This is a genomic window from Shinella sp. SUS2, assembly GCF_001262505.1.
GTDB lineage: Bacteria > Pseudomonadota > Alphaproteobacteria > Rhizobiales > Rhizobiaceae > Shinella.
The window spans coordinates 272,601-291,901 of record NZ_KQ410730.1; the positions used below are offsets into that span (position 1 = coordinate 272,601).

A 19,301-nucleotide genomic window follows, 5' to 3' on the forward strand; every position below is an offset into this window, starting at 1 on the left:
GTCAGGAGACCTTGCCGCGCTCCGCAAGAAAATCGAGCAGCGCCCTCACGCGGGAAGGAAGCGGCCCGCCCTGGCCGACATAGACCGCATGGAAGGCCTCCTTCTCTTCGGCACCAAGATGCCCGAGCACAGGCACGAGGCGGCCGGCGGCAATGTCTTGGCGCACGGTGAAGGCGGAAAGACGGGCAAGGCCGACCCCCGCCAATGCCAGATGGCGAAGGGCTTCGCCGTCGCTCGCCTGGATACGGCCCGTGGCGGGCACGATGACGGCTTTGCCGTTCTCCCGCAGCGGCCAGCCGTCCACTGCCCGCGTATAGCCGAAGCCGAGGCGGTTGTGCGCCTGAAGCTCGGCGATCGTGTGGGGTTCGCCGCAGCGTGAAAGGTAGGCGGGCGCGGCAACGACGACCAGTTGCGTCTCCCCCAGCTTGCGGGCGATGAGGCTCGAGCTTTTCAGCGGTCCGGCACGCACGGCGACATCGGTGCGCTCGGCAAGAAGATCGACGACGGCGTCGGTCAGAATGATGTCGAGGGTGATGCCGGCATGCAGCGCCAGAAACTCCGGCAGAAGCGGCGCGAGCACATGCGTGGCATAGGACGCGCTGGTGTTGATGCGCACGCGCCCGACCGGCTGCTCCCCGAGGCCCGCCGCCCGCTCGGCATCCTCTAGATCAGCCAGGATGCGCTTTGCCCGCTCGTAGAACGCGCAGCCCTCCGGCGTCACCTGCAGCTGCCGCGTTGAGCGGTTGAGCAGGCGTGCACCGAGCCGCGCCTCCAGCCGCGCGATGAGCTTGCTGACCGCCGAGGGCGTCATGCCCGCGGCACGCGCAGCGGGCGAAAATCCCCCGAGCTCGACCACGCGCGCAAAGATCTCCATTTCGCCGGATCGGTTGACTTCGGATCGACCCATGATGAATTCAACTCACAAATTATGTTCCTCTCGGATATCTAATTCACCCCTTCGTCAGTGTCTATCTTCCGGTCAACACACGATTGGAGTGGACAATGCCTCTAGCGCTTTACGCCCTGACGGTTGGTGCCTTCGGCATCGGCGTCACCGAATTTGTCATCATGGGCCTCCTTCTGGAGGTCAGCAGCGAACTGAACGTCACCATCGCGGCCGCGGGGCTGCTGATTTCCGGCTACGCGCTCGGCGTCACCATCGGCGCACCGATCCTGACGGCGATGACCGCACGCTGGCCGCGCAAGCGCGTGCTTGTCGGCCTGATGGCCATCTTTGTCGCCGGCAACGCTGCCGCGGCGCTTGCGCCGGACTACGGCTGGCTGATGGCGGCACGCGTGCTGACGGCGTTGACCCACGGCACCTTCTTCGGCGTCGGCTCGGTCGTCGCCACGAACCTCGTCGCCGAGGACAAGCGCGCCTCCGCCATCGCCCTCATGTTCACGGGACTGACCGTAGCGACGGTGATCGGCGTGCCGTTCGGCACCTGGCTCGGCCAGCATTATGGCTGGCGGTCCACCTTCTGGGCCGTGACGCTGGTCGGACTGGTCGCGCTGATCGTTCTCGCCACGCTGGTTCCCCGGGATACGGCTGCGCCCACCGTGTCGGACTGGCGGGCCGATCTGCGGGCGATCGCCCGCCCCGCCGTCCTGCTCGGTCTCCTGACCACGGTGCTCGGCTATGCCGGCGTCTTTGCCGTCTTCACCTATGTCGCGCCGCTTCTGACTGAGATCAGCGGCTTCTCGGATACCGCGGTGTCGCTGATCCTTCTGGTCTTCGGCGGTGGGCTGGTCGTTGGCAACCTGCTGGGCGGAAGGCTCGCCGACCGCAACCTGCTGCGCTCCATCTTCGGCACCCTTGCCGCCCTCGCCCTTGTGCTCGGGCTGATGACCTTCGCCTTCAACAGCCAGGTGGCCGCGGTGATCTTCATCGGGCTCCTCGGAGCCGCCGGCTTTGCCACGGTCGCCCCCTTGCAGATGTGGGTGCTTTCCAAGGCGGAAGGCGCAGGCCAGAGCCTCGCTTCGAGCTTCAATATCGGCGCCTTCAACCTCGGAAACGCCATCGGCGCCTGGGTCGGTGGCGTGATCCTCGACCAGGGGCCCGGCCTCGCCTGGGTGCCGCTCGTCGCCGCCGCCTTTCCCGCCGCCGCCATCCTCGTCGCCGCGCTTGCGGCACGGAGCCCGCAGCCTTCCGCGCAAACCGTCTACGCAAATCAAACCGCAGGATTGAGCAAATGACCTCTCTTACATCACACTGGCCGACCCGCCGCCGTCAACCACGTGAAAAACCTGCCGGCACCGCGCTTCTCGCCAGCACCCTCCTGCTTGCCGCCGCTCTCTCCGGCCCATCGCCGGCGATGGCCGCAGAGACGAGCTGGGTCGGAACCTGGGCGGCGAGCCCCCAGCCGATCTGGGGAGCGGATTTCGCCCTGCCGACGAAAATCCCCGCCTCCGTGACGGACGAGACCATCCGCCAGATCGTGCGCGTCAGCCTCGGCGGCTCGCGTGTCCGCCTCGTCTTTTCCAATGCCTATGGCGACCGTCCGCTGCGGATCGGCGGAGCGAGCGTGGGGCTCGCCGGAGAAACCGGAGCGGTATCCGGCACGATCCATAAGATCACTTTCGGGGGCGGCGATATGATCGTCGTGCCACCCGGAGCGCCCGTCGTCAGCGATCCCCTGGACATCGAGGTCGATGCCCAGGGCAAGCTCGCCGTCTCCCTCTACCTGCCCGGCGAAACGCCGCTGACCACCTTTCACTGGGACGGCCGGCAGACGGCATGGTTCGGCAAGGGAGACCTCACGGCGGCGAAGGACTTCCCCGCGACGGCGAGCACGGACACCCGCCTTTTCCTCAGTCAGGTGCTGGTCGATACGCCGAACGAAGGCACCGTCGTTGCGATCGGAGATTCGATCACCGACGGGAACGGCGCGACGGTCGATGCCGACACCCGCTGGCCCGACTTCCTTGCAAGGCGCCTCGCCCCGCATCGGGTGGCCGTGCTGAACGCCGGCATTTCCGGCGGCCGGCTGCTGCAGGACAAGATGGGCGTGAACATCGCCGCGCGGCTTGAGCGGGACGTGTTCTCCCAGCCGAACCTGAAGGCCATCATCGTCCTTATCGGCATCAACGACATTTCCTGGCCCGGCACGGACTTTGCCCCGAACCAACCGCAACCGACGGCGCAAGACCTGATCGCCGGCTACCGGCAGGTGATCAGCCTTGCCCATGCGCGCAATGTCAGGGTCATCGGAGCGACGCTGCTGCCCTTCGAAGGTGCACTCAGCGGAACGCCGCTCGACAACTACTATCACCCCGACAAGGACGCCCTGCGCCAGGAGATCAATCGCTGGATCCGGGAGAGCGGCGCTTTCGATGCCGTCGTGGATTTCGACGCGGTGCTGCGCGATCCGGAGCGCCGTGAGCGCATCGCCCCGTCGTTCGATTCCGGTGACCATCTGCATCCTGGCGATGCGGGCAACCGGGCGATGGCGGAGGCCATCGATCTCGACGCACTGCTCGGCCGCTGATCCCGGCCACCGTTCCGCGCGGAAGGCCCCGGCTGTCCGCCGGGGCCCTCGCCTCGTCAGTCGGCGACGGAAACATCCGGGGCGACGGAGCCGATATTGTAGCCTTCGAGCTGGGCGGCCGCGCCGTTCTTCTGCGGGAAGTTGAGGATCGTCGCGGTACCCGGCGTGACGGGAACGACGCGCGACGGCGGCAGGTCGAGGAATTCATGGCAGACGGCGCGGATGACACCGCCATGGGCGACGACCAGCAGGTCGCCCTCCGTGCGGGACATCCAGTCGTGCACACCATCGGCGACGCGGCCGCGGAAGGCGCCCCACGTCTCGCCCCGCGTCGGGGTGAAGGTGCCGGCGCGCCAGGCGACGTAGTCCTCGGGATGATCGGCGATCAGGTCCGGCTTGCGCAGGCCCGTCCACTCGCCCATGTCGAGTTCGCGGAACCGCTCGTCGGAGGGGGCGTCGGGGTGGCCGATGAGCGCGACGGTCTGCCGGGTGCGGCCGAGATCCGAGGCGATGATGCGGGCCGGCTTCAGCGCCTTGGCATAGGGGCGGAAGCGCTTGACCTGGGCGACGCCGCGTTCGGACAAAAGCGAGTTGTCCTGGCCCTGCAGGCGCTGCTCGGCGTTCCATTCCGTTTCGCCGTGACGCATGAGGATCAGCCTCATTGATGTATCCTTTCTCCAGTGGCGGCAAAGACCGCATCGGGTGTTCGAATGAACGAGAGGGGGATCGGCTCGCCGGGCGTCGCCGTGAAATAGCCGTCCGCCATGCCGGTGATGCGCAGGTCGCCGATCATCGCGGTCACCATGGTCCGTCCGGCAATCGGCGCGGCCTCGGCAAAGCGCGCCGTCAGCGAGGGCATGCCGGCGACGACGCCGACGCCGACATCCTCGGCACGGTAAAGGAGCTGCGCTTCCGCCCGCCCGCCGGCAAGCGCCGCCGGCGCGAGGGCGAGGTCGTTGAAGAAGAGGGCATCGCCCTTGAGGCGCACCGGCAAGAGATTGGCCGGCGGCGTGCCGAGGAAGGTGGCGACGAAGGTGGTCTGCGGGTTGCGCAGGAGGTCGATCGGCTTGCCGAACTGCTCGACGCGGCCATTGTTGAGCACCGCGACGTGGGTCGCCATCGTCATCGCCTCCACCTGGTCGTGGGTGACATAGACCGAGGTCGCGCCCGTTGCCCGGTGGATGCGAATCAGCTCGCTGCGCATCTCGATGCGCAGCTTCGCGTCAAGGTTCGACAGGGGCTCGTCGAAAAGCAGGATGCTCGGCTCGGGCGCGATGGTGCGGGCGATCGCCACGCGCTGCTGCTGGCCGCCGGAAATCTCCGCCGGATAGCGCTCTGAAAGCGCGTCGATGCCGAGCAGGGCAAGCACCTCCCTCACCCGCCGCTCGCGCTTTTCGCGCGGCCATCTCGCGACCTTCAGCGGCCAGGCGATGTTGCCGGCAACGGTCATGTGCGGCCAGAGCGCGTAGCTCTGGAAGACGAGCCCGGCATTGCGCCGGCCGGCATCGGCGATGACGCCGCCCGTGCCGCTGGAGACGGTCTGCCCGACGAAGGCGACCTCGCCCTCGCTCGGGCTTTCCAGGCCGGCCAGCATGCGCAGCAGGGTCGACTTGCCGCAGCCCGACGGGCCGACGAGAACCAGGAAAGCGCCGGGCGGAACGGAGATATCGACGTCCTGAACGGCGGTGAAGGCACCGAACCGTTTGACGAGATTGCGGATCTGGATGGCGTCCGCGGCGCCTTTCGCAAGGGCGTTCATGTCTCTTTCCATTTCTGGACGCGGTTCTGCAGGCCATGGGCGAGGAAGGAAGCCGCAAGGCAGACCACGAGGATGACGAGGGTGATGGCATTGGCGAACTGCATGAAGCCTTCGGCCGCATAGCGGTAGGCGACCATGCTGAGCACCGGCGAGGTAGCGGTGAAGAGCAGCACGACGAGCGAGAGGTCGCGCACCATCTTCACGAAGACGAGGATCGCCCCGGCGAACAGGCCCCGGATCGCCAGCGGGAAGATGATGGCGAAGAGGCGCCGCACGAGGCTCGCGCCGGTCAGCCGGGCGCTTTCCTCGATGTCGGCAGAGATCTGCCCGAGCACCGAGCGGCCGGACTGCACGGCGAAGGGCAGGTTGTGCGCCGAGGCCGCGATGACCAATAGCGCGAACGTGCCGTAGAGGGAAGGCAGCGGGCCGATGGGCGCACCGTAGAGCGCGATATAGGCCGCGGCGAAGGCGATGCTCGGGATCAGCAGCGGCAGGAAGGCAAGCTGGCTGAGCACGGTGGCGAGCAGGCTGCCGCGGCGCTGCACGATCGTATAGGCGAGCGCCAGGCCGAGCAGCATGGTGGTGAAGGCGACGACGAGGCCGAGGCGGATCGTGGTCCAGAGCGCATCGAGCAGCACGGGATTGCGGAAGATGCCGGCCTGGCCCTGCGCCATCTCGCCGCCACCCTCGCCGATCCAGAAATGCAGTGTCCAGTTGGAGAACAGCGCACCGCTCTGCGGGGCGAGGCTGGAGGCCGCCAGAACGAGAACGGGCAGGACAGTGGTGACGAAGCCGATCAGCACGGCGAGCGCAAAGAGCGGCCAGCGCCAGCTGCCCAGCGGGAAACGCTTGGTGCGCCCACCCTTGCCGGTAACGGTGATGAAGGCCTTGCGGCCCGAGACGATACGGTCGGAGAGAAAGAGGAACAGGGCAGAGACGGCGATCAACAGCAGCGCGATGACGAAGCCGCGCTCGTTCTGCCCGGTCTCGATCATGCCGAAGAGGCGGGTGGAGAGCGTCTGCATGCGCACCGGCAGGCCGAGCAGCGCGGGTGCGGCGAAGTTGGAGACGGCGCCGGCGAAGGTGAGCGAGGCGGCGGCGATCAGCGCGGGGGTGACGACCGGCAGGATGATGCCGAAGAAGATGCGGGGGCGTTTTGCGCCGGCCATCTGCCCGGCTTCGACAAGGTCGGCCCCGACGGAGCTGAGCGCGGCGGCGATGATCGTATAGGCCAGCGAATAATAGTGCGCGACGAGCACGATCGCCGTCGGGATGAGGCCCCAGGCGAGCCAGTCGGGAATGGCAAGGCCGCTCGTCTCAAAGAAGCCGGCCGAGCCGCCGAGCCGGGAATTGCGGAACAACGTGCCCCAGGCGAGCGCGGCGGCAAAGCTCGGGATCATGTAGGGCAACGTCGCCATCAGCGCGAGGAAACGACGGCCCGGCACGTCGGTGAGCACGACCAGCCAGGCAAGGAAGCCGCCCATCAGGAGGCAGCCGCCGGCGACGCTGAAGCCGAGGATCATCGTGTTGAGGAGCGGGCGCCACCACAGATTGGCGGAGAGCCGGCTGGCGAGCACCGCCTGCCAGGCCTCGAGACCCTCGGGCGTCAGCGTGGACAGGAGAATGCGCAGGAGCGGCGCGACGACGAGGACGGCGACGATGGCGATGAGCAGCGCCGGCAAGAGAAAGCCCGATCGGAGCAGGCGCCTGCCCGATGGCACGGAAAGCGACGTGGATGTCATGGTGATCCTCCACGTCCACCGGCGCACGCAAGGCGCCGGTGGACGGGTCCGTTACTGAAGCGTGATGATGAGGTCGGCGATGCGGCCGCGCGCGGCCGCCGTCTTCGCCGGATCGATCGTCCAGGCCTTCAGCTCGCCGAGCTTGACGGAATCGGGGTGGTCGGCGATCGCCTTGCGCACCGCATAGTCGCCCGGCACGTTGAAGGGCTCGAAGCCCGGACCGCCGGTCGGCGTGTCGTCGCCGAACATGAAGTCGATCAGGAGACGCGCGGCGGCCGGATGCGGCGCCTTGTCGGCAATCGTCAGCACCGCCGGGAAGAGGATGCCGTTCGACGGCTCGACATTGTTGGCGACCTGCAGCGCCCAGCCTTCCTTCTCGTTGTCGCGGCGGTCGGAATAGGTGCCGAAGCCGACGGGCGGGTTCTTGGCGCCGGCATCGCCGACCGACTTGTTGAGCACGTCGCTGTTGGGAACGAGGATCAGGTCGTTTTCGAACAGCGCCTTGATATACTGCTCGCCGGCCCCTTCGAGGCCATCCTCGATCTCGATGTCCTTGCCGTACTGCGTCTTGTAGGCCGCCGCCATCTCGTCGGGATGCAGCGCGATCTCGGTCAGGAGATCGAGCAGTTCGCCGCGCTGGCTCGGATCGACCATCAGCACCCTCCCCTGCCATTCCGGCTCGGTGAGCTGCCAGAGATTGGTGACGGGCGAACCGTCCGGGAAGGCCTTCTCATTGTACATCAGCACCTTGGTGGAGAGACGCTGGGTCAGCAGCGGCGCCTTGTAGCGATCCTCCAGCTCGCCCGCCACGCGCGGCGGCACGTAGTTCACGACGCGCTTTCCCTCCAGAAGCTTCGTGAAGACGACGGGCGTGTCGGCGATGTAGAGCACGTCGACGGCATGGACGCCGGCCTGCTGCTCGGCCTCCACGCGGGCGATCTGCTTGGTCGAACTCATGTCGACGCCGACCAGGTCGATGCCCGGATAGGCCTTCTCGAAGGCCGCCTCGATCTTGGCGATGCGGCTCGACAGCGAGAAGACCGTAACGCTGCCCTCCTTCTGGGCGAGCGGCAGCAATTGCTCCGGCGTCAGGCTATCGAGATCCTCGGAAAGCGCGATGCCCGGCAGGGCGAGACACGCCACGAGGGCGGATGCGTATACTCGTTTCAGCATGGTTTCCTCCTCCATTTTCCCCATTCAGTCGAAGTCGTTGAAAAGCTCCGACAGTTTCTCCAATCGCCCGATGACCTCCCGCTCGTGCCGTCCGGCGATCGTCAGCACGATGCCGTTGACAATGGCGAAGGGGATCGTCGGGGTCTGGAATTCACTTCCCGAACGCCCGCGCGGGGCGGCGAGCATCAGATCGGCCGCAGGCTCCATCAGCGGTCCGGCAAGGTCCGAGACGAGAATGGTGCGTGCGCCGACCCGCGCGGCGTGGCGCACCAGCGGCCCGTAGCTCTGCGGCTGCTTGCGGAAGGCGAGCGCGACGACGAGGTCGCCCGCCTCCATGCCGACCAGCCGCTCGGCAATGTCGCGGCCGCGGCCCGTCAGCGCGATGGTCGTCATGCCGAACCGGTCGAGCCGGCGCTGCAGGAAGCCGGCGACGGACTGGGCATGGCCCTGACCGAAGACGAAGACGCGGCGCGCCTCGAAGATCATGTCGGCGGCGCGGTCGATATCGGCCTGCGGCACCGCGCGGGCCAATGCCTCCAACGCGGTGATCTCTGCCGCGATGAGGTCGGAAAGGTAGTCGCCGTGCTCGACCTTGGCGACCGAGCGGCGCATGCGGTTGGCCGCGTCCTGATCGAGCAGAACCTCGCGCTGCAATTCGGCTCGCAGGTCCGGAAAGCCCTTGTAGCCGAGCTTCTGCGCCAGCCGTGTCGCCGTCGCCTCATGCACGCTGGCGCGCTGGGAGAGCTGCGGGCCGGACAGGAACGCCGCCTCCGCGCGGTTCTCCAGCATGGCGGCGATCAGCTTCTGGTCCGCCTCCGTGAGCCGGCGGGACTTGGCCTTTATGCGATCGAGAAGGGTCATGGCGCTCGACAAGGTTGTTTGCAGCGCCGATGGTGTTGGCAAAGCACCTTGCAGTCAAGACAGGCACCGCAAGAATCCTTGCAAGGCTCTGCAAAGCCGCGCCGCCGGGCGGGGCCGTGGGAGACAATTCGGCAGGGAAAACAAGGCGTCGGGGCGGGCGGACCCGAAACAGGGAGCCGCGACCCGATAGATGGAATGCGAAGGAACCGGCGGGGTCGCTAGCGCTCGTTCCGGTGAATGTCGCGCTGGGTGATGAGGCGCGCGCTGTTGCGGCCGGTGGCATAGGACCACAGCCAGCTCAGCGCCACGGCGATGCGGCTGCGGGTGCCGATCAGGAAGAAGATATGGGCGATGCCCCAGAACCACCAGGCCAGCGCGCCCTTGAGCTGGATGCGACCGAAATCCACCACCGCGGCGCTCCTGCCGATCGTCGCGAGATTGCCGGAATGGCGATAGCGGAAGCGCCCCGGCGGCGGTTTACCGGAGAGCCGGTCGCGCAGCAGCCCTGCCACGAAGCGTCCCTGCTGCTTGGCCGCCGGCGCGATGCCCGGCACCGGCGTGCCATTCTCGTTGAGCACGCTGGCTGTATCGCCGATGACGAAGATCTCGGGATGGCCGGGCACGCCGAGATCCGGCCCGACCCGCACACGCCCGGCCCGGTCGGCCTCCACGCCAAGCCAGGCCGCGGCGGGAGACGCCTTCACGCCCGCCGCCCAGAGCACCGTGCGGGCGGCGATCTCGTTTTCGCCGATGCGCACCCCCTCGTCGGTGATGTTCGTCACCGCCTCGCCGGTCTGCACACTGACGCCGAGCCGGGTGAGCGCCGCCTGCGCATAGGCCGACAGGCTCTCGGCAAAGGCCGGCAGGACGCGCGGCCCCGCCTCGACCAGGATCACGCGGGCGGTGCGCGTGTCGATGTTGCGGAACTCCTTCGGCAGGATGTGCTGCGCCAGCTCGGCGATGATGCCGGCAAGTTCGACGCCGGTCGGTCCGGCGCCGATCACCACGAAGGTCAACAGCGCCGCCCGTTCCGCGGCGCTCTCGGAGACCTCGGCCTTCTCGAAGGCGAGAAGCACGCGGCGGCGGATCGTCGTCGCATCTTCCAGCGACTTCAAACCCGGCGCCGCGCCCTCCCATTCGTCGTGGCCGAAATAGGAATGCCGGGCGCCGGTGGCCAGCACCAGCGTGTCGTAGGCAAGCGGGGCGCTCTCCTTGAGATCGACGCGCCGTGCCGCCTCGTCGATGCCGACCACCTCACCGAGGATCGTCGTCACGTCCGCGCGCGCCTTGAAGAGGTTGCGGACCGGCCAGGCGACATCGGAGGTGGGCAGGATCGTCGTCGCCACCTGGTAGAGCAGCGGCTGAAAGAGATGGTGGTTTCGCTGGTCGACGATCGTGATGTGCAGCCCCGGAAACCGCAGCGCCTTGACCAGCGCGAGGCCGGCAAAGCCGGCGCCGACCACGACGAGACGGTGGGCGTTGGAGGAAGGCGCATCCTGCATGTTCGTCATCCCGCTTGTCCTTGTTCCACACGCAGACGCCGCGAACGAGGCGGCGCCCCTGTCGCGGCGTGCGTTTCATGCCGTTTCAGGGCAAGGGCCGCACCGGCCCCACCCTCAGACCTTCACCACGCTGGCGGTGTAGATTTCGTCGATCGTCCTGCCGAGGCTGGCGTTGAACGCGGCATCGTTCATCGTCACGCGCAGATCCTCGGTGAGGGCGCGCGAGAAACTGGCGATCATGCCGTGGTTGCGGCTGAGCTTCTCGCAGGCATCCGCCCGGCTGTAGCCACCCGAAAGGGCGACGACGCGGGTGACCGCCTTGTGCTCGACAAGCGGCTTGTAGAAATCCGCAAGCGTGGGGATGGTGAGCTTCAGCATCACCTTCTCGCTCGCCGGCAGGGCGTCGAGCTCCCGGGCGATCTCGTCGCGCAGGATCGCCTCGGCCTCCCCCTTGCTCGGGCTCTTGATCGAGACTTCCGGCTCGATGATCGGCACGAGGCCGTGGCCGAGGATCTGCCGGCCGACCGCGAACTGCTGCTTCACCACGGCGGCAATGCCGGCCTTGTCGGCATGGGCGATGACCGAGCGCATCTTGGTGCCGAAGATGCCCTTCTTCGCCGCGCGGGCAAGCAGGGCGTCGAGATCGGGCATCGGCTTCATCACCTGCGCGCCGTTCTCCTCGGTGGCAAGACCCTTGTCGACCTTGAGGAAGGGCACCACGCCGCGCTCCTCCCACAGATAGGCCGGCACCGGCCTGCCGCCGGCGTCGCCGTCCATGGTCTTCTCGAACAGGATGGCACCGATCACCTTTTCGCCGGTGAAGGCGGGCGCCGTCATGATGCGCACGCGCATCTCGTGCATCAGCCGGTACATCGCCTCCTCGCCGTCATAGTCGGTCTCCGCGATGCCGTAGAGCCGGAGGGCACCGGGCGTCGAGCCTCCGCTCTGGTCGAGGGCGGCGATAAAGCCCTCCTTGCCGGTCATCTGCGCCATCATCCTTGCATCGGCCATGGTTTCCTCCCTGTTGCGGGCCGGGACGCGGCGCGCCCTGCCCTGATCTCTTCTTGCCCACCGCCCGGCCTCATGCCGGAAGGCCGGCCCTGCGGTAACCCTCGACGAAATGCGCGCGCGTCGCGGCATCGCGGAACGGCTCCGTCTCGGCCCATTGGCTGGTCGAAAAATGCGGATTTGCGATCAGGAACAACGCGACCTCCGCCCGCGCCTCGTCGAGCCGGCCGAGCTGGGCAAGGCTTGCCGCGAGGAACCGGCGCGAGCCGGTGCGGTAGGTCTCGTCGCGGATCAACGTCTCGACGGCGGCCTCGTAGGCGCCGGCGGCATATTGCGCCTGACCGAGCGTCAGATAGTACCAGCTCGCCGGATAGGGATTGAGCCGGAAGGCCTTGCGGATCTGCTCCAGCCCCTCCTCGACGCGCCCGGCAAGCACGAGGATGTCGGAGCGGGTGGCGAAGGTGTCGGCCTCGTTCGGATCGAGCGCGATGGCCCGGTCAAATTCCGCATCCGCTTCGTCGAAGCGGCGCTCGTAGGCGAGCAGGTTGGCCAGCACCCAGCGGCAGCCCGCGTCGTTGGGGTCGATCGCGACGGCTTTTTCCGCAAGCGCGAGGGCAAGCCCACGGGCCGGCTCCTCCGGCTCGCCCCAGTGCACCCAGCCCATCCAGTGGTTCATGGCGAGCCAGCGGTAGGCCTCGGCATAGTGCGGGTCGAGCACGACGGCGCGCGTCAGCATCAGATGCGCCTCGCGCGCCGTCTGCGGCGAATCGTCGATCAGTTTTCGCGCCCGCACGCACAGGTCGTAGGCTTCGAAGCTCTTCGGCCGGTTGCGTGGCGGCGGTGCGCGCAAACGCCCGAGCAGCGCCTCGACGATCTTGCCGGCGACCTCGTCCTGTACGGCAAAGATGTCGTCGAGGCTCCGGTCGAAACGATCCGCCCAGAGATGGTCGCCATGCAGCGCATCGACCAGCTGGGCATTGATCCGCACACGCCCGCCGGCATGCCGCGCACTGCCCTGCAACAGGTAGCGCACGCCGAGATCCTCGGCGATGGCGCGCACATCCGCCGCCCTGCCCTTGTAGGCGAAGACCGAGTTGCGGGCGATGACGAAGAGGCCGGGCATGCGGGAAAGGTCGGTGATGAGATCTTCCGTCAACCCGTCGGAAAAGCTCTCCTGCTGCGGATCGCTGCTGACATTGACGAAGGGCAGCACGGCGATCGACGGCCTGTCGGGCAGCGGGCGGGGCACCCGATCCATCCGGTGCGGCGCGATGGCCCCGGTGAAGCGATAGCCGACGCGCGGCACCGTCGAGATCCATTCGCCGCCGCCTTCGGCCGGGCCGAGCAGTTTGCGCAGCTGGGCGATCTGGACGGTGAGGTTGCCCTCCTCGACGACCGTGCCGGGCCAGGCCGCATCCATCAGCTCGGCCTTGCCGAGGATTTCGCCGGGCCGCCCGACGAGCGCGGCAAGCAGCTTCAGCCCGCGATGGCCGACGGCAACAGGATCATCGTTCCGAAGGAGCGTTCCCGCTCCGGAATCAAGCACGAACGGACCAAAGGCAAAGCGCGCTCCCTGCATAGGGCGCATCTATAGCCGGTTTTGGAAGTTTTTGAGAACTTTTTGGGAGGGCTTAAGGACGGTTCCCGCCCGCCGCCGGCACAATCGAGCCTTCAAGACCGGGCCTTTCCCCGGAAAATCCCTTGGAGGTTGCCATGACCCACATTTCCACAGCAAGGCCGTCCGCCCCGCCGGGCCGTGTCAGCATCCGCACGCTTCTGGCCGCCTGGGACGCCCGCCTGCGCTTCCGCTGGGATCTTGCGCGCAAGGCGGCGGAGACCCCGCACCTGATCGACGACATCGGCCTGACGCGCGACGCGGTCGAGACCGAGATCGCCAAGCCGTTCTGGCGGGTATAAGACCGGGATCATGTCGAGGTTTGCATGACGGCGGAAAACACGACATCAACAGGGGAGAGCGGCATCCCGTGGGCCGCGATGGCCGGGATCATCGCGACCGTCTCGGTCTTTGCCCTGGCACAGGGGCTGACCTATCCGCTGCTCAGCTTCATCCTGGAACGGCAGGGCACGACACCCGCCCTCATCGGCCTGTCGGCCGCCATGACGCCGCTCGGCTTCATCGTTTCCGCACCCTTCATTCCGGCGCTCGCGCAGCGCGTCGGCGGGGCGCGGCTGGCAATCCTCTGCGCACTCCTCGCCGCGTTCGCGCTTGCGGCCATCGGGTTGGTGCAGGACGTGCGCGCCTGGATGCCACTGCGCTTCCTGCTCGGCGTCTTCGCCAATCCGCTCTACGTGGTCAGCGAGACCTGGCTGATCGCGCTCACGCCCGCCGCCCGCCGCGGCCGCATTCTCGGCCTCTATTCATCGGTCGTCTCCGGCGGCTTTGCCATCGGCCCGCTGTCGCTCGGCCTTGTCGGCACGGCGGGCTGGGCACCGTTTCTCGTCGGCATCGTCGCCTTCGTCCTCTGCAGCCTGATCGTGCTCGCCGTCGCGCAGCGCCTGCCGGACATCCCACAGGAGGGCGAGGCGGTATCGATCGCCGGTATTTTTTCGCGCGCGCCACTCCTCCTCTTCGCCGTCTTCACCGCGGCCGCCTTCGAACAGACCTTCGTGTCGCTCTTTGCGGTTTATGGCACAGCGCTCGGCAGCAGCGAGGCGCGCATCGCCGCGCTCATCACCGTGTTCATCGCCGGCAACGCCGTGCTGCAGGTCGTGCTGGGGCGCATCGCCGAACGGTGCGGTGCGGCGCGCACCATGCTGGCCTGCGCGCTTGCCGCACTGTTCTTCTGCCTGCTTTTGCCGCAGGTCTTTGCCGCCTGGCCCGTCTGGCCGCTCCTCTTCGTCTGGGGCGGCGTTTCCTTCGGCATCTACACCATGGCGCTGATCGAGCTCGGCGAACGCTTCACCGGCCAGGCGCTGATCGCCGGCAATGCCGCCTTCGCCCTCGTCTGGGGCATTGGCGGCATGACGGGTTCGCCCGCGACGGGCCTTGCCATGCAGTTGATCGGCCATCAGGGACTGCCTGCTTCCCTCGGTCTCCTGTGCTTCATGCTCGCCCTCCTCCTGGTGCTGCGCCGACGACAGGTCTGAGCCATCCCCTTCGAGGTGGATGGGAAGCGTTGCCGCCTTGCTCTAGGCTTCTTGAATGCCGGGCAAGGACAAGGAGAGCGCCCCCATGAAATACACCCGCATGCCCATCGAGCTGGAATCGCCCGAACAGCTCGGCTACGACACGATCCGCTACAACCTTTCGGAAAGCTCCGTCGCCGACCGCCGCCTCGGCGAGCTGAAGCTGACGCTCGACGACATCCTGCTGTGCTACGGCGACCATCGCGGCGCACCCGACCTGCGCGGCCTGATCGCCGGCACGGGCGAAGGCCTCTCGGCCGACGACGTGCTGGTGACGGCCGGTGCTGCGGGCGCACTCTTCATCATCGCGACCTCCATGCTGAAAGCCGGCGACCACATCGTCGTGGTGCGGCCGAACTACGCGACCAATATCGAGACGCCGCGCGCCATCGGCTGCAAACTCAGCCTCGTCGACCTCACCTTCGAGGAAGGCTACCGGCTGGATCTTGCAAAGATCGAGGCTGCGATCCGGCCGGAGACGAAATATGTCTCGGTCACCTATCCGCACAACCCGACGGGCGTGATGATTTCGCCGGCCAAGCTTGCCGCCCTCGTCGCGCTGGTGGAGCGCAAGGGCATCCATCTGCTGTTCGACGAGACCTATCGCGAGATGACCTTCGGCCCGATGCTTCCGGTTGCCGCCAGCCTGTCGGACAGGGTGATCAGCGTCTCCTCGCTCTCGAAGACCTACGGCATTCCCGGCATCCGCATCGGCTGGCTGATCAGCCGCGACGCCGCACTGATGGAGACCTTCCTTGCCGCCCGCGAGCAGATCGGCATTTCCGGCAGCATGGTGGACGAATACATCGCCTATGTCGCGCTCAGCCAGCGCGAGGAATGGCTGGCCTTCAACAATGCCCGCATCGCCAGCGCCTTTGCCATCGTCAAGGACTGGATCGCCAGTGAACCGCTGGTCGAATGGGTCGAGCCGTCGGGTGGCTGCGTCTGCTTCCCGCGCATCGTGCCGTCGGCGGATGTCGATCTTGCCGCCTTCCACGAGCGCCTCTACAGCCAGCACCACGCCTATGTCGGCCGCGGCCGCTGGTTCGAGCAGGACGACCGGCACTTCCGCATCGGCTACGCCTGGTCGAGCGAGGCGGAACTGCGCCAGGGCCTGGCGGCAATCTCCGCGGCGATCCGCGAAAGCCTGAGGACCTGACAGGCTCTAGAGGTTGAGGCTGCGCAGGAAGACGGAGAACAGCTCCTGCTGGGTCGAGAGATTGAGCTTGGCATAGAGCTTCTGCCGGTGGGTCTTCACCGTGGCGATCGAGATGCCGAGATGGTAGCCGATCGATTCGCTGGAATGGCCCTTGAGGATCAGCAGCGCCACCTCCCGCTCCCGCGGGCTCAGGAGGCCGCGGCCGAAATCGGTGAAGAGATGGTCGAGGGGGCGCGGCTGCGACCGCGCCTCGCTGCGGGACAGATGCGCCCACAGCCGGCGGAAGATCGCGGCGATCAGGGCATGGGCCTCCCGAAGCCGGGCGACCGACGCTGCATCGAAGCCGCCTTCGCTGCGGATGCGCGACAGGCTGATCTCCGCCATCTCGCCGCCCGGCAGGTCGACGGCGATGAGCAGCTCCTCCATGCCTTCCGGCCAGCCATGGGTGCGATAGCCGAGCTCTTCATCCTCGTGACGGCGGATGTCGAGGCCGCGATACAGATCCGAGCCGAGATAGTTGTCCGGCGCCAGATCCCGCATCAGGTAGATGCCCGAGGCGAGGCCGCCGAGATAGGCATTGTAGAACGGGTTCAGGACATAGGTGCCGGCAATGAACAGGGCCACGGCCCGCTTGGCGCGCGGGCCGGAAAACGTGTCGAAGACATAGCTCGGCCCGCCGTTCTTCCGGTGGACCACCGAGAGCGCGAGATGGAAGCGCGCGAGCGAACCGATGGCCGCCAGCAGCGCGGCAACGCTGTCCGGCTGGTCGTAGCGATCAAGCGCATGGGCGAAGGGCGCCACCCAGCGCGCAGCAAGCGGTTCCGACATGGCACCATCTGTGAAAGTCCTGAGAAAAGCCGGCCAGAACAGGTTGCCCGGTCACCGGAACCGTTCCGGTTTCTTGTCCTATCGTATTGTCCGGCACCGAAACGATGCGGCCCGGCGTGGAAATGCACCGCCGGCCGGCACAGTTACGATGCAGCGCCCTGCCGCACAAGCGCGCCGACGACGGCAAGCGTGCGTTCGATCTCTTCCTCGCTGTTGTAGTGGGCGATACCGATGCGCACGACGCCTTCCTCTTCGGAGAGGCCGAGATGACGCGCCGGTTCCAGCGCGTAGTTGTGGCCGGACCAGACATTGACGTCATGGCCCGCCAGTTCCTCGGCGAAGCGATGGGTCGACAGGCGGTCATGGGTGAACGAGATCGTCGGCACGCGGTGGGCGAAAAGGTTCGCATTGGCGATGCCCATCAGCCGGATGCCGGGCAGCGCCGTCAATCCGCCGATCAGCCGGCGCATCAGGTCGGCCTCATAGGCGTCGAAGGCCTGGTAGGCGCCCGCCATCCTCTCGCGCCGCGTGCCCGTCGCGCCCGTCGTTTCGCCGGCCCAGGCGAGATAGTCGATCGTCGCGGTCAGACCGGCAAGAAGCTCGGTCTGCGGCGTGCCCGTGCAGAAGCGGTCCGGCAGGTCGTCGCTCTGGCAGCGCACCCGGTGGGGCGGCAGCGCGCGCAGCACCTTGTCACGCCCCCACAGGATGCCGAGATGCGGGCCGAAGAACTTGTAGGACGAGCAGGCGAGGAAATCGCAGCCGATCGCCTGAACATCCGGCAGGCGGTGCGGCGCCAGCTGGACCGCGTCAATCCAGACGAGCGCGCCGGCCGCCCGGGCCATTGCCGCAAGCCTGGTCACGTCGTTGATGCTGCCGGTCATGTTGGAGGCATAGTTGAGGGCGAGGAATTTCGTGCGGGGCGAGAGCAGCGCGGCAAGGTCTTCAGGCTCGATACGCCAGGTCTCCTTGTCGAAGGCGAGCCACTTCACCACCAGGCCATGGTCCTCGGCCATGGCAAGCCAGGGCGAGATGTTGCCCTCGTGGTCCATGCGCGTGACGATGATCTCGTCGCCGGCCACCAGCGTCTTGCCGATGACACGCGCCATCTGGAAGGCCAGCGTCGTCATGTTGGGGCCGATGATCATTTCCTGCCACGAGCCGGCGTTGACGAATTCCGCCGCCGCCTCGTGCGCGGCGCGCCAGATCGCATCGGCCCGCTCGGAGGCGGCAAAACGCCCACCCAGATTGGCCGATGCCGTCGCCATCGCCCCGGCCACGGCATCGATGACCGAACGGGGGACCAGCGTTCCGGCCGGATTGTCGAGATAGGCCGTGCGCGACTGCGCCAGAGCCGGGAAGGCGGCGCGGATCAGATCGATGGGATAGGCGGTCATGGGGAATACTCTTTGCGGCACAGGTCAGGATACCCGCTTATCCCGCGTCCAGAAAACCCTCGCAATCCTCCCAGAAGATGAGGCGCTGCCAAGAAAAAACCCCTCCCCAAAAGGGGAAGGGTCTTCAAACACCGGCCGGACAACCCGTGCCCGGTCGTTGTTACGCCGTCTTGCTGGCTTCCAGCTTGTCCTGCGTCTTCGTGTCGAAGTCGGAGGCATCGTGGCGTTCGTGCAGCTGCTCGGCCGGATCGCCGCTCAGCCGGTTGACCATGCGGCCGCGCCTTACCGCCGGCCGGGCGGCAATCTCGGCCGTCCAGCGCTGGACATTGCCGTAGCTCTTGACGTCGAGGAAGGTGCCGGCATCGCCATAGGCCTGGCCGAGCGCCAGGTTGCCGTACCAGGGCCAGATGGCCATGTCGGCGATGGTGTAGTCGTCGCCGGCCATGTACCGGTTGTCCGCCAGATGCCGGTCGAGCACGTCGAGCTGGCGCTTCACCTCCATTGCGTAACGATCGATGGCATACTGGATGCGCATGGGCGCATAGGCATAGAAATGGCCGAAGCCGCCGCCGAGGAAGGGGGCGGAGCCCATCTGCCAGAACAGCCAGTTGAAGGTTTCCGTGCGGGCGCGCAGGGCGCTCGGCAGGAAGGCGCCGAACTTTTCGGCAAGGTAGAGCAGGATGGAGGCGGATTCGAAGACGCGCACCGGCGCGCCGCCGCCCGCAGGCGCGTGGTCCATCAAAGCCGGGATCTTGGAATTCGGATTGACCTCGACGAAACCGGAGCCGAACTGGTCGCCATCGCCGATGCGGATGGGCCAGGCATCGTATTCGGCGCCCGCATGGCCGGCGGCCAGAAGCTCCTCCAGCATGATCGTGACCTTCACGCCATTGGGCGTGGCAAGCGAATAGAGCTGCAGCGGATGCTTGCCGACCGGCCGGTCCTTCTCATGCGTCGCGCCGGCGATGGGGCGGTTGATGTTGGCGAAGGCACCGCCATTGCCGCTTTCCCATGTCCATACTTTCGGGGGTTCGTAGCCGGCGGGAAAATTGTCGGCTGGGGATTTCTCGGTCATGAATCTATCCTTGTCTTTGCCCGAACGCATCCGGCCTGCCGGATGCACCTTGCTCCATATAGGAAGGCGATTGCATTTTCTTATCCCCTCCCGCGTCCTTCGTTGCAACGGGCAGCCCCTCCCAGCAAATGACGGTGTTTCCTTAATCCTCCTTTCAAACAGCCG

Annotated in this window: 17 protein-coding genes; 5 read left to right on the forward strand and 12 right to left on the reverse strand. The window is 67.0% G+C overall.

Features of this window, described 5'->3' with window-relative positions:
• Position 1: 1 nt before the first annotated feature.
• Positions 2 to 907, reverse strand: a complete 906-nt coding sequence (locus AKG11_RS14775) for a LysR family transcriptional regulator (RefSeq protein WP_050744397.1) — start codon at positions 905 to 907, stop codon at positions 2 to 4.
• A gap of 95 nt (positions 908 to 1,002) precedes the next feature.
• On the opposite strand from AKG11_RS14775, the gene AKG11_RS14780 reads away from it, so the two are divergent.
• Positions 1,003 to 2,196, forward strand: coding sequence for an MFS transporter (locus tag AKG11_RS14780; protein ID WP_050744398.1), 1,194 nt, complete (start codon positions 1,003 to 1,005; stop codon positions 2,194 to 2,196).
• Positions 2,193 to 3,488, forward strand: coding sequence for an SGNH/GDSL hydrolase family protein (locus AKG11_RS14785; RefSeq protein ID WP_082342441.1), 1,296 nt, complete (start codon positions 2,193 to 2,195; stop codon positions 3,486 to 3,488). The genes AKG11_RS14780 and AKG11_RS14785 overlap by 4 nt, the downstream gene beginning before the upstream one ends.
• A 56-nt stretch (positions 3,489 to 3,544) precedes the next feature.
• Here AKG11_RS14785 and AKG11_RS14790 read toward each other — a convergent pair whose 3' ends face one another.
• The 8 genes from AKG11_RS14790 to AKG11_RS14825 form a co-directional block, all read right to left on the reverse strand.
• A complete protein-coding gene (locus AKG11_RS14790) occupies positions 3,545 to 4,150 on the reverse strand; it encodes a histidine phosphatase family protein (RefSeq protein ID WP_050744399.1) in 606 nt (201 codons plus the stop codon).
• The gene (locus tag AKG11_RS14795) at positions 4,147 to 5,247 is read right to left on the reverse strand and encodes an ABC transporter ATP-binding protein (RefSeq protein WP_050744400.1); all 1,101 of its coding nucleotides are present in this window, start codon (positions 5,245 to 5,247) and stop codon (positions 4,147 to 4,149) included. Before AKG11_RS14795 ends, AKG11_RS14790 begins: the two co-directional genes overlap by 4 nt.
• Positions 5,244 to 6,989, reverse strand: coding sequence for an ABC transporter permease (locus AKG11_RS14800; RefSeq protein ID WP_023516416.1), 1,746 nt, complete (start codon positions 6,987 to 6,989; stop codon positions 5,244 to 5,246). The genes AKG11_RS14795 and AKG11_RS14800 overlap by 4 nt, the downstream gene beginning before the upstream one ends.
• A 51-nt stretch (positions 6,990 to 7,040) precedes the next feature.
• A complete protein-coding gene (locus AKG11_RS14805; RefSeq protein ID WP_050744432.1) occupies positions 7,041 to 8,162 on the reverse strand; it encodes an ABC transporter substrate-binding protein in 1,122 nt (373 codons plus the stop codon).
• Positions 8,163 to 8,186: 24 nt separating this feature from the next.
• On the reverse strand, positions 8,187 to 9,023 hold the full coding sequence (locus AKG11_RS14810) for a MurR/RpiR family transcriptional regulator (protein ID WP_024270290.1): 837 nt from the start codon (positions 9,021 to 9,023) through the stop codon (positions 8,187 to 8,189).
• A gap of 218 nt (positions 9,024 to 9,241) precedes the next feature.
• Positions 9,242 to 10,525 carry an NAD(P)/FAD-dependent oxidoreductase gene (locus AKG11_RS14815; RefSeq protein ID WP_050744434.1) on the reverse strand — a complete coding sequence of 428 codons (1,284 nt, stop codon included), beginning with the start codon at positions 10,523 to 10,525 and terminating at the stop codon, positions 9,242 to 9,244.
• Positions 10,526 to 10,639: 114 nt separating this feature from the next.
• The gene (locus tag AKG11_RS14820; protein WP_050744401.1) at positions 10,640 to 11,536 is read right to left on the reverse strand and encodes a fructose bisphosphate aldolase; all 897 of its coding nucleotides are present in this window, start codon (positions 11,534 to 11,536) and stop codon (positions 10,640 to 10,642) included.
• A gap of 70 nt (positions 11,537 to 11,606) precedes the next feature.
• The gene (locus AKG11_RS14825; RefSeq protein ID WP_050744402.1) at positions 11,607 to 13,112 is read right to left on the reverse strand and encodes a winged helix-turn-helix domain-containing tetratricopeptide repeat protein; all 1,506 of its coding nucleotides are present in this window, start codon (positions 13,110 to 13,112) and stop codon (positions 11,607 to 11,609) included.
• Positions 13,113 to 13,246: 134 nt separating this feature from the next.
• Here AKG11_RS14825 and AKG11_RS14830 point away from each other — a divergent pair, with 134 nt between their 5' ends.
• The 3 genes from AKG11_RS14830 (at position 13,247) to AKG11_RS14840 (ending at position 15,839) form a co-directional block, all read left to right on the forward strand.
• Positions 13,247 to 13,450, forward strand: a complete 204-nt coding sequence (locus AKG11_RS14830) for a DUF1127 domain-containing protein (protein WP_050744435.1) — start codon at positions 13,247 to 13,249, stop codon at positions 13,448 to 13,450.
• 24 nt (positions 13,451 to 13,474) lie between these two features.
• Positions 13,475 to 14,641 (forward strand): MFS transporter, encoded by a 1,167-nt coding sequence (locus AKG11_RS14835; protein WP_050744403.1) that lies wholly within the window; start codon positions 13,475 to 13,477, stop codon positions 14,639 to 14,641.
• An 85-nt stretch (positions 14,642 to 14,726) separates the two neighbouring features.
• The gene (locus AKG11_RS14840) at positions 14,727 to 15,839 is read left to right on the forward strand and encodes an aminotransferase class I/II-fold pyridoxal phosphate-dependent enzyme (RefSeq protein ID WP_050744436.1); all 1,113 of its coding nucleotides are present in this window, start codon (positions 14,727 to 14,729) and stop codon (positions 15,837 to 15,839) included.
• A gap of 6 nt (positions 15,840 to 15,845) precedes the next feature.
• Here the strand turns inward: AKG11_RS14840 and AKG11_RS14845 are convergent, their stop codons facing one another.
• The 3 genes from AKG11_RS14845 to yghU form a co-directional block, all read right to left on the reverse strand.
• Positions 15,846 to 16,667 (reverse strand): helix-turn-helix transcriptional regulator, encoded by an 822-nt coding sequence (locus AKG11_RS14845; protein WP_050744404.1) that lies wholly within the window; start codon positions 16,665 to 16,667, stop codon positions 15,846 to 15,848.
• A 143-nt stretch (positions 16,668 to 16,810) separates the two neighbouring features.
• Entirely contained in the window at positions 16,811 to 18,061 is a 1,251-nt protein-coding gene (locus AKG11_RS14850; RefSeq protein WP_050744405.1) for a cysteine desulfurase-like protein, read from the reverse strand.
• 160 nt (positions 18,062 to 18,221) lie between these two features.
• Positions 18,222 to 19,136 carry a glutathione-dependent disulfide-bond oxidoreductase gene (yghU, locus tag AKG11_RS14855; RefSeq protein WP_023514603.1) on the reverse strand — a complete coding sequence of 305 codons (915 nt, stop codon included), beginning with the start codon at positions 19,134 to 19,136 and terminating at the stop codon, positions 18,222 to 18,224.
• Positions 19,137 to 19,301 lie beyond the last annotated feature (165 nt).

What these genes read in the sequence shown, in the direction of transcription:
- AKG11_RS14825 (WP_050744402.1), bottom strand. Translation starts at nt 13,112, where the DNA reads ATGCAGGGAGCGCGCTTTGCCTTTGGTCCGTTCGTGCTTGATTCCGGA.
- AKG11_RS14840 (WP_050744436.1), top strand. Translation starts at nt 14,727, where the DNA reads ATGAAATACACCCGCATGCCCATCGAGCTGGAATCGCCCGAACAGCTC.
- yghU (WP_023514603.1), bottom strand. Translation starts at nt 19,136, where the DNA reads ATGACCGAGAAATCCCCAGCCGACAATTTTCCCGCCGGCTACGAACCC.
- AKG11_RS14830 (WP_050744435.1), top strand. Translation starts at nt 13,247, where the DNA reads ATGACCCACATTTCCACAGCAAGGCCGTCCGCCCCGCCGGGCCGTGTC.
- AKG11_RS14845 (WP_050744404.1), bottom strand. Translation starts at nt 16,667, where the DNA reads ATGTCGGAACCGCTTGCTGCGCGCTGGGTGGCGCCCTTCGCCCATGCG.
- AKG11_RS14785 (WP_082342441.1), top strand. Translation starts at nt 2,193, where the DNA reads ATGACCTCTCTTACATCACACTGGCCGACCCGCCGCCGTCAACCACGT.
- AKG11_RS14800 (WP_023516416.1), bottom strand. Translation starts at nt 6,989, where the DNA reads ATGACATCCACGTCGCTTTCCGTGCCATCGGGCAGGCGCCTGCTCCGA.
- AKG11_RS14795 (WP_050744400.1), bottom strand. Translation starts at nt 5,247, where the DNA reads ATGAACGCCCTTGCGAAAGGCGCCGCGGACGCCATCCAGATCCGCAAT.
- AKG11_RS14790 (WP_050744399.1), bottom strand. Translation starts at nt 4,150, where the DNA reads ATGAGGCTGATCCTCATGCGTCACGGCGAAACGGAATGGAACGCCGAG.
- AKG11_RS14850 (WP_050744405.1), bottom strand. Translation starts at nt 18,061, where the DNA reads ATGACCGCCTATCCCATCGATCTGATCCGCGCCGCCTTCCCGGCTCTG.
- AKG11_RS14780 (WP_050744398.1), top strand. Translation starts at nt 1,003, where the DNA reads ATGCCTCTAGCGCTTTACGCCCTGACGGTTGGTGCCTTCGGCATCGGC.
- AKG11_RS14835 (WP_050744403.1), top strand. Translation starts at nt 13,475, where the DNA reads ATGACGGCGGAAAACACGACATCAACAGGGGAGAGCGGCATCCCGTGG.
- AKG11_RS14810 (WP_024270290.1), bottom strand. Translation starts at nt 9,023, where the DNA reads ATGACCCTTCTCGATCGCATAAAGGCCAAGTCCCGCCGGCTCACGGAG.
- AKG11_RS14805 (WP_050744432.1), bottom strand. Translation starts at nt 8,162, where the DNA reads ATGCTGAAACGAGTATACGCATCCGCCCTCGTGGCGTGTCTCGCCCTG.
- AKG11_RS14820 (WP_050744401.1), bottom strand. Translation starts at nt 11,536, where the DNA reads ATGGCCGATGCAAGGATGATGGCGCAGATGACCGGCAAGGAGGGCTTT.
- AKG11_RS14775 (WP_050744397.1), bottom strand. Translation starts at nt 907, where the DNA reads ATGGGTCGATCCGAAGTCAACCGATCCGGCGAAATGGAGATCTTTGCG.
- AKG11_RS14815 (WP_050744434.1), bottom strand. Translation starts at nt 10,525, where the DNA reads ATGCAGGATGCGCCTTCCTCCAACGCCCACCGTCTCGTCGTGGTCGGC.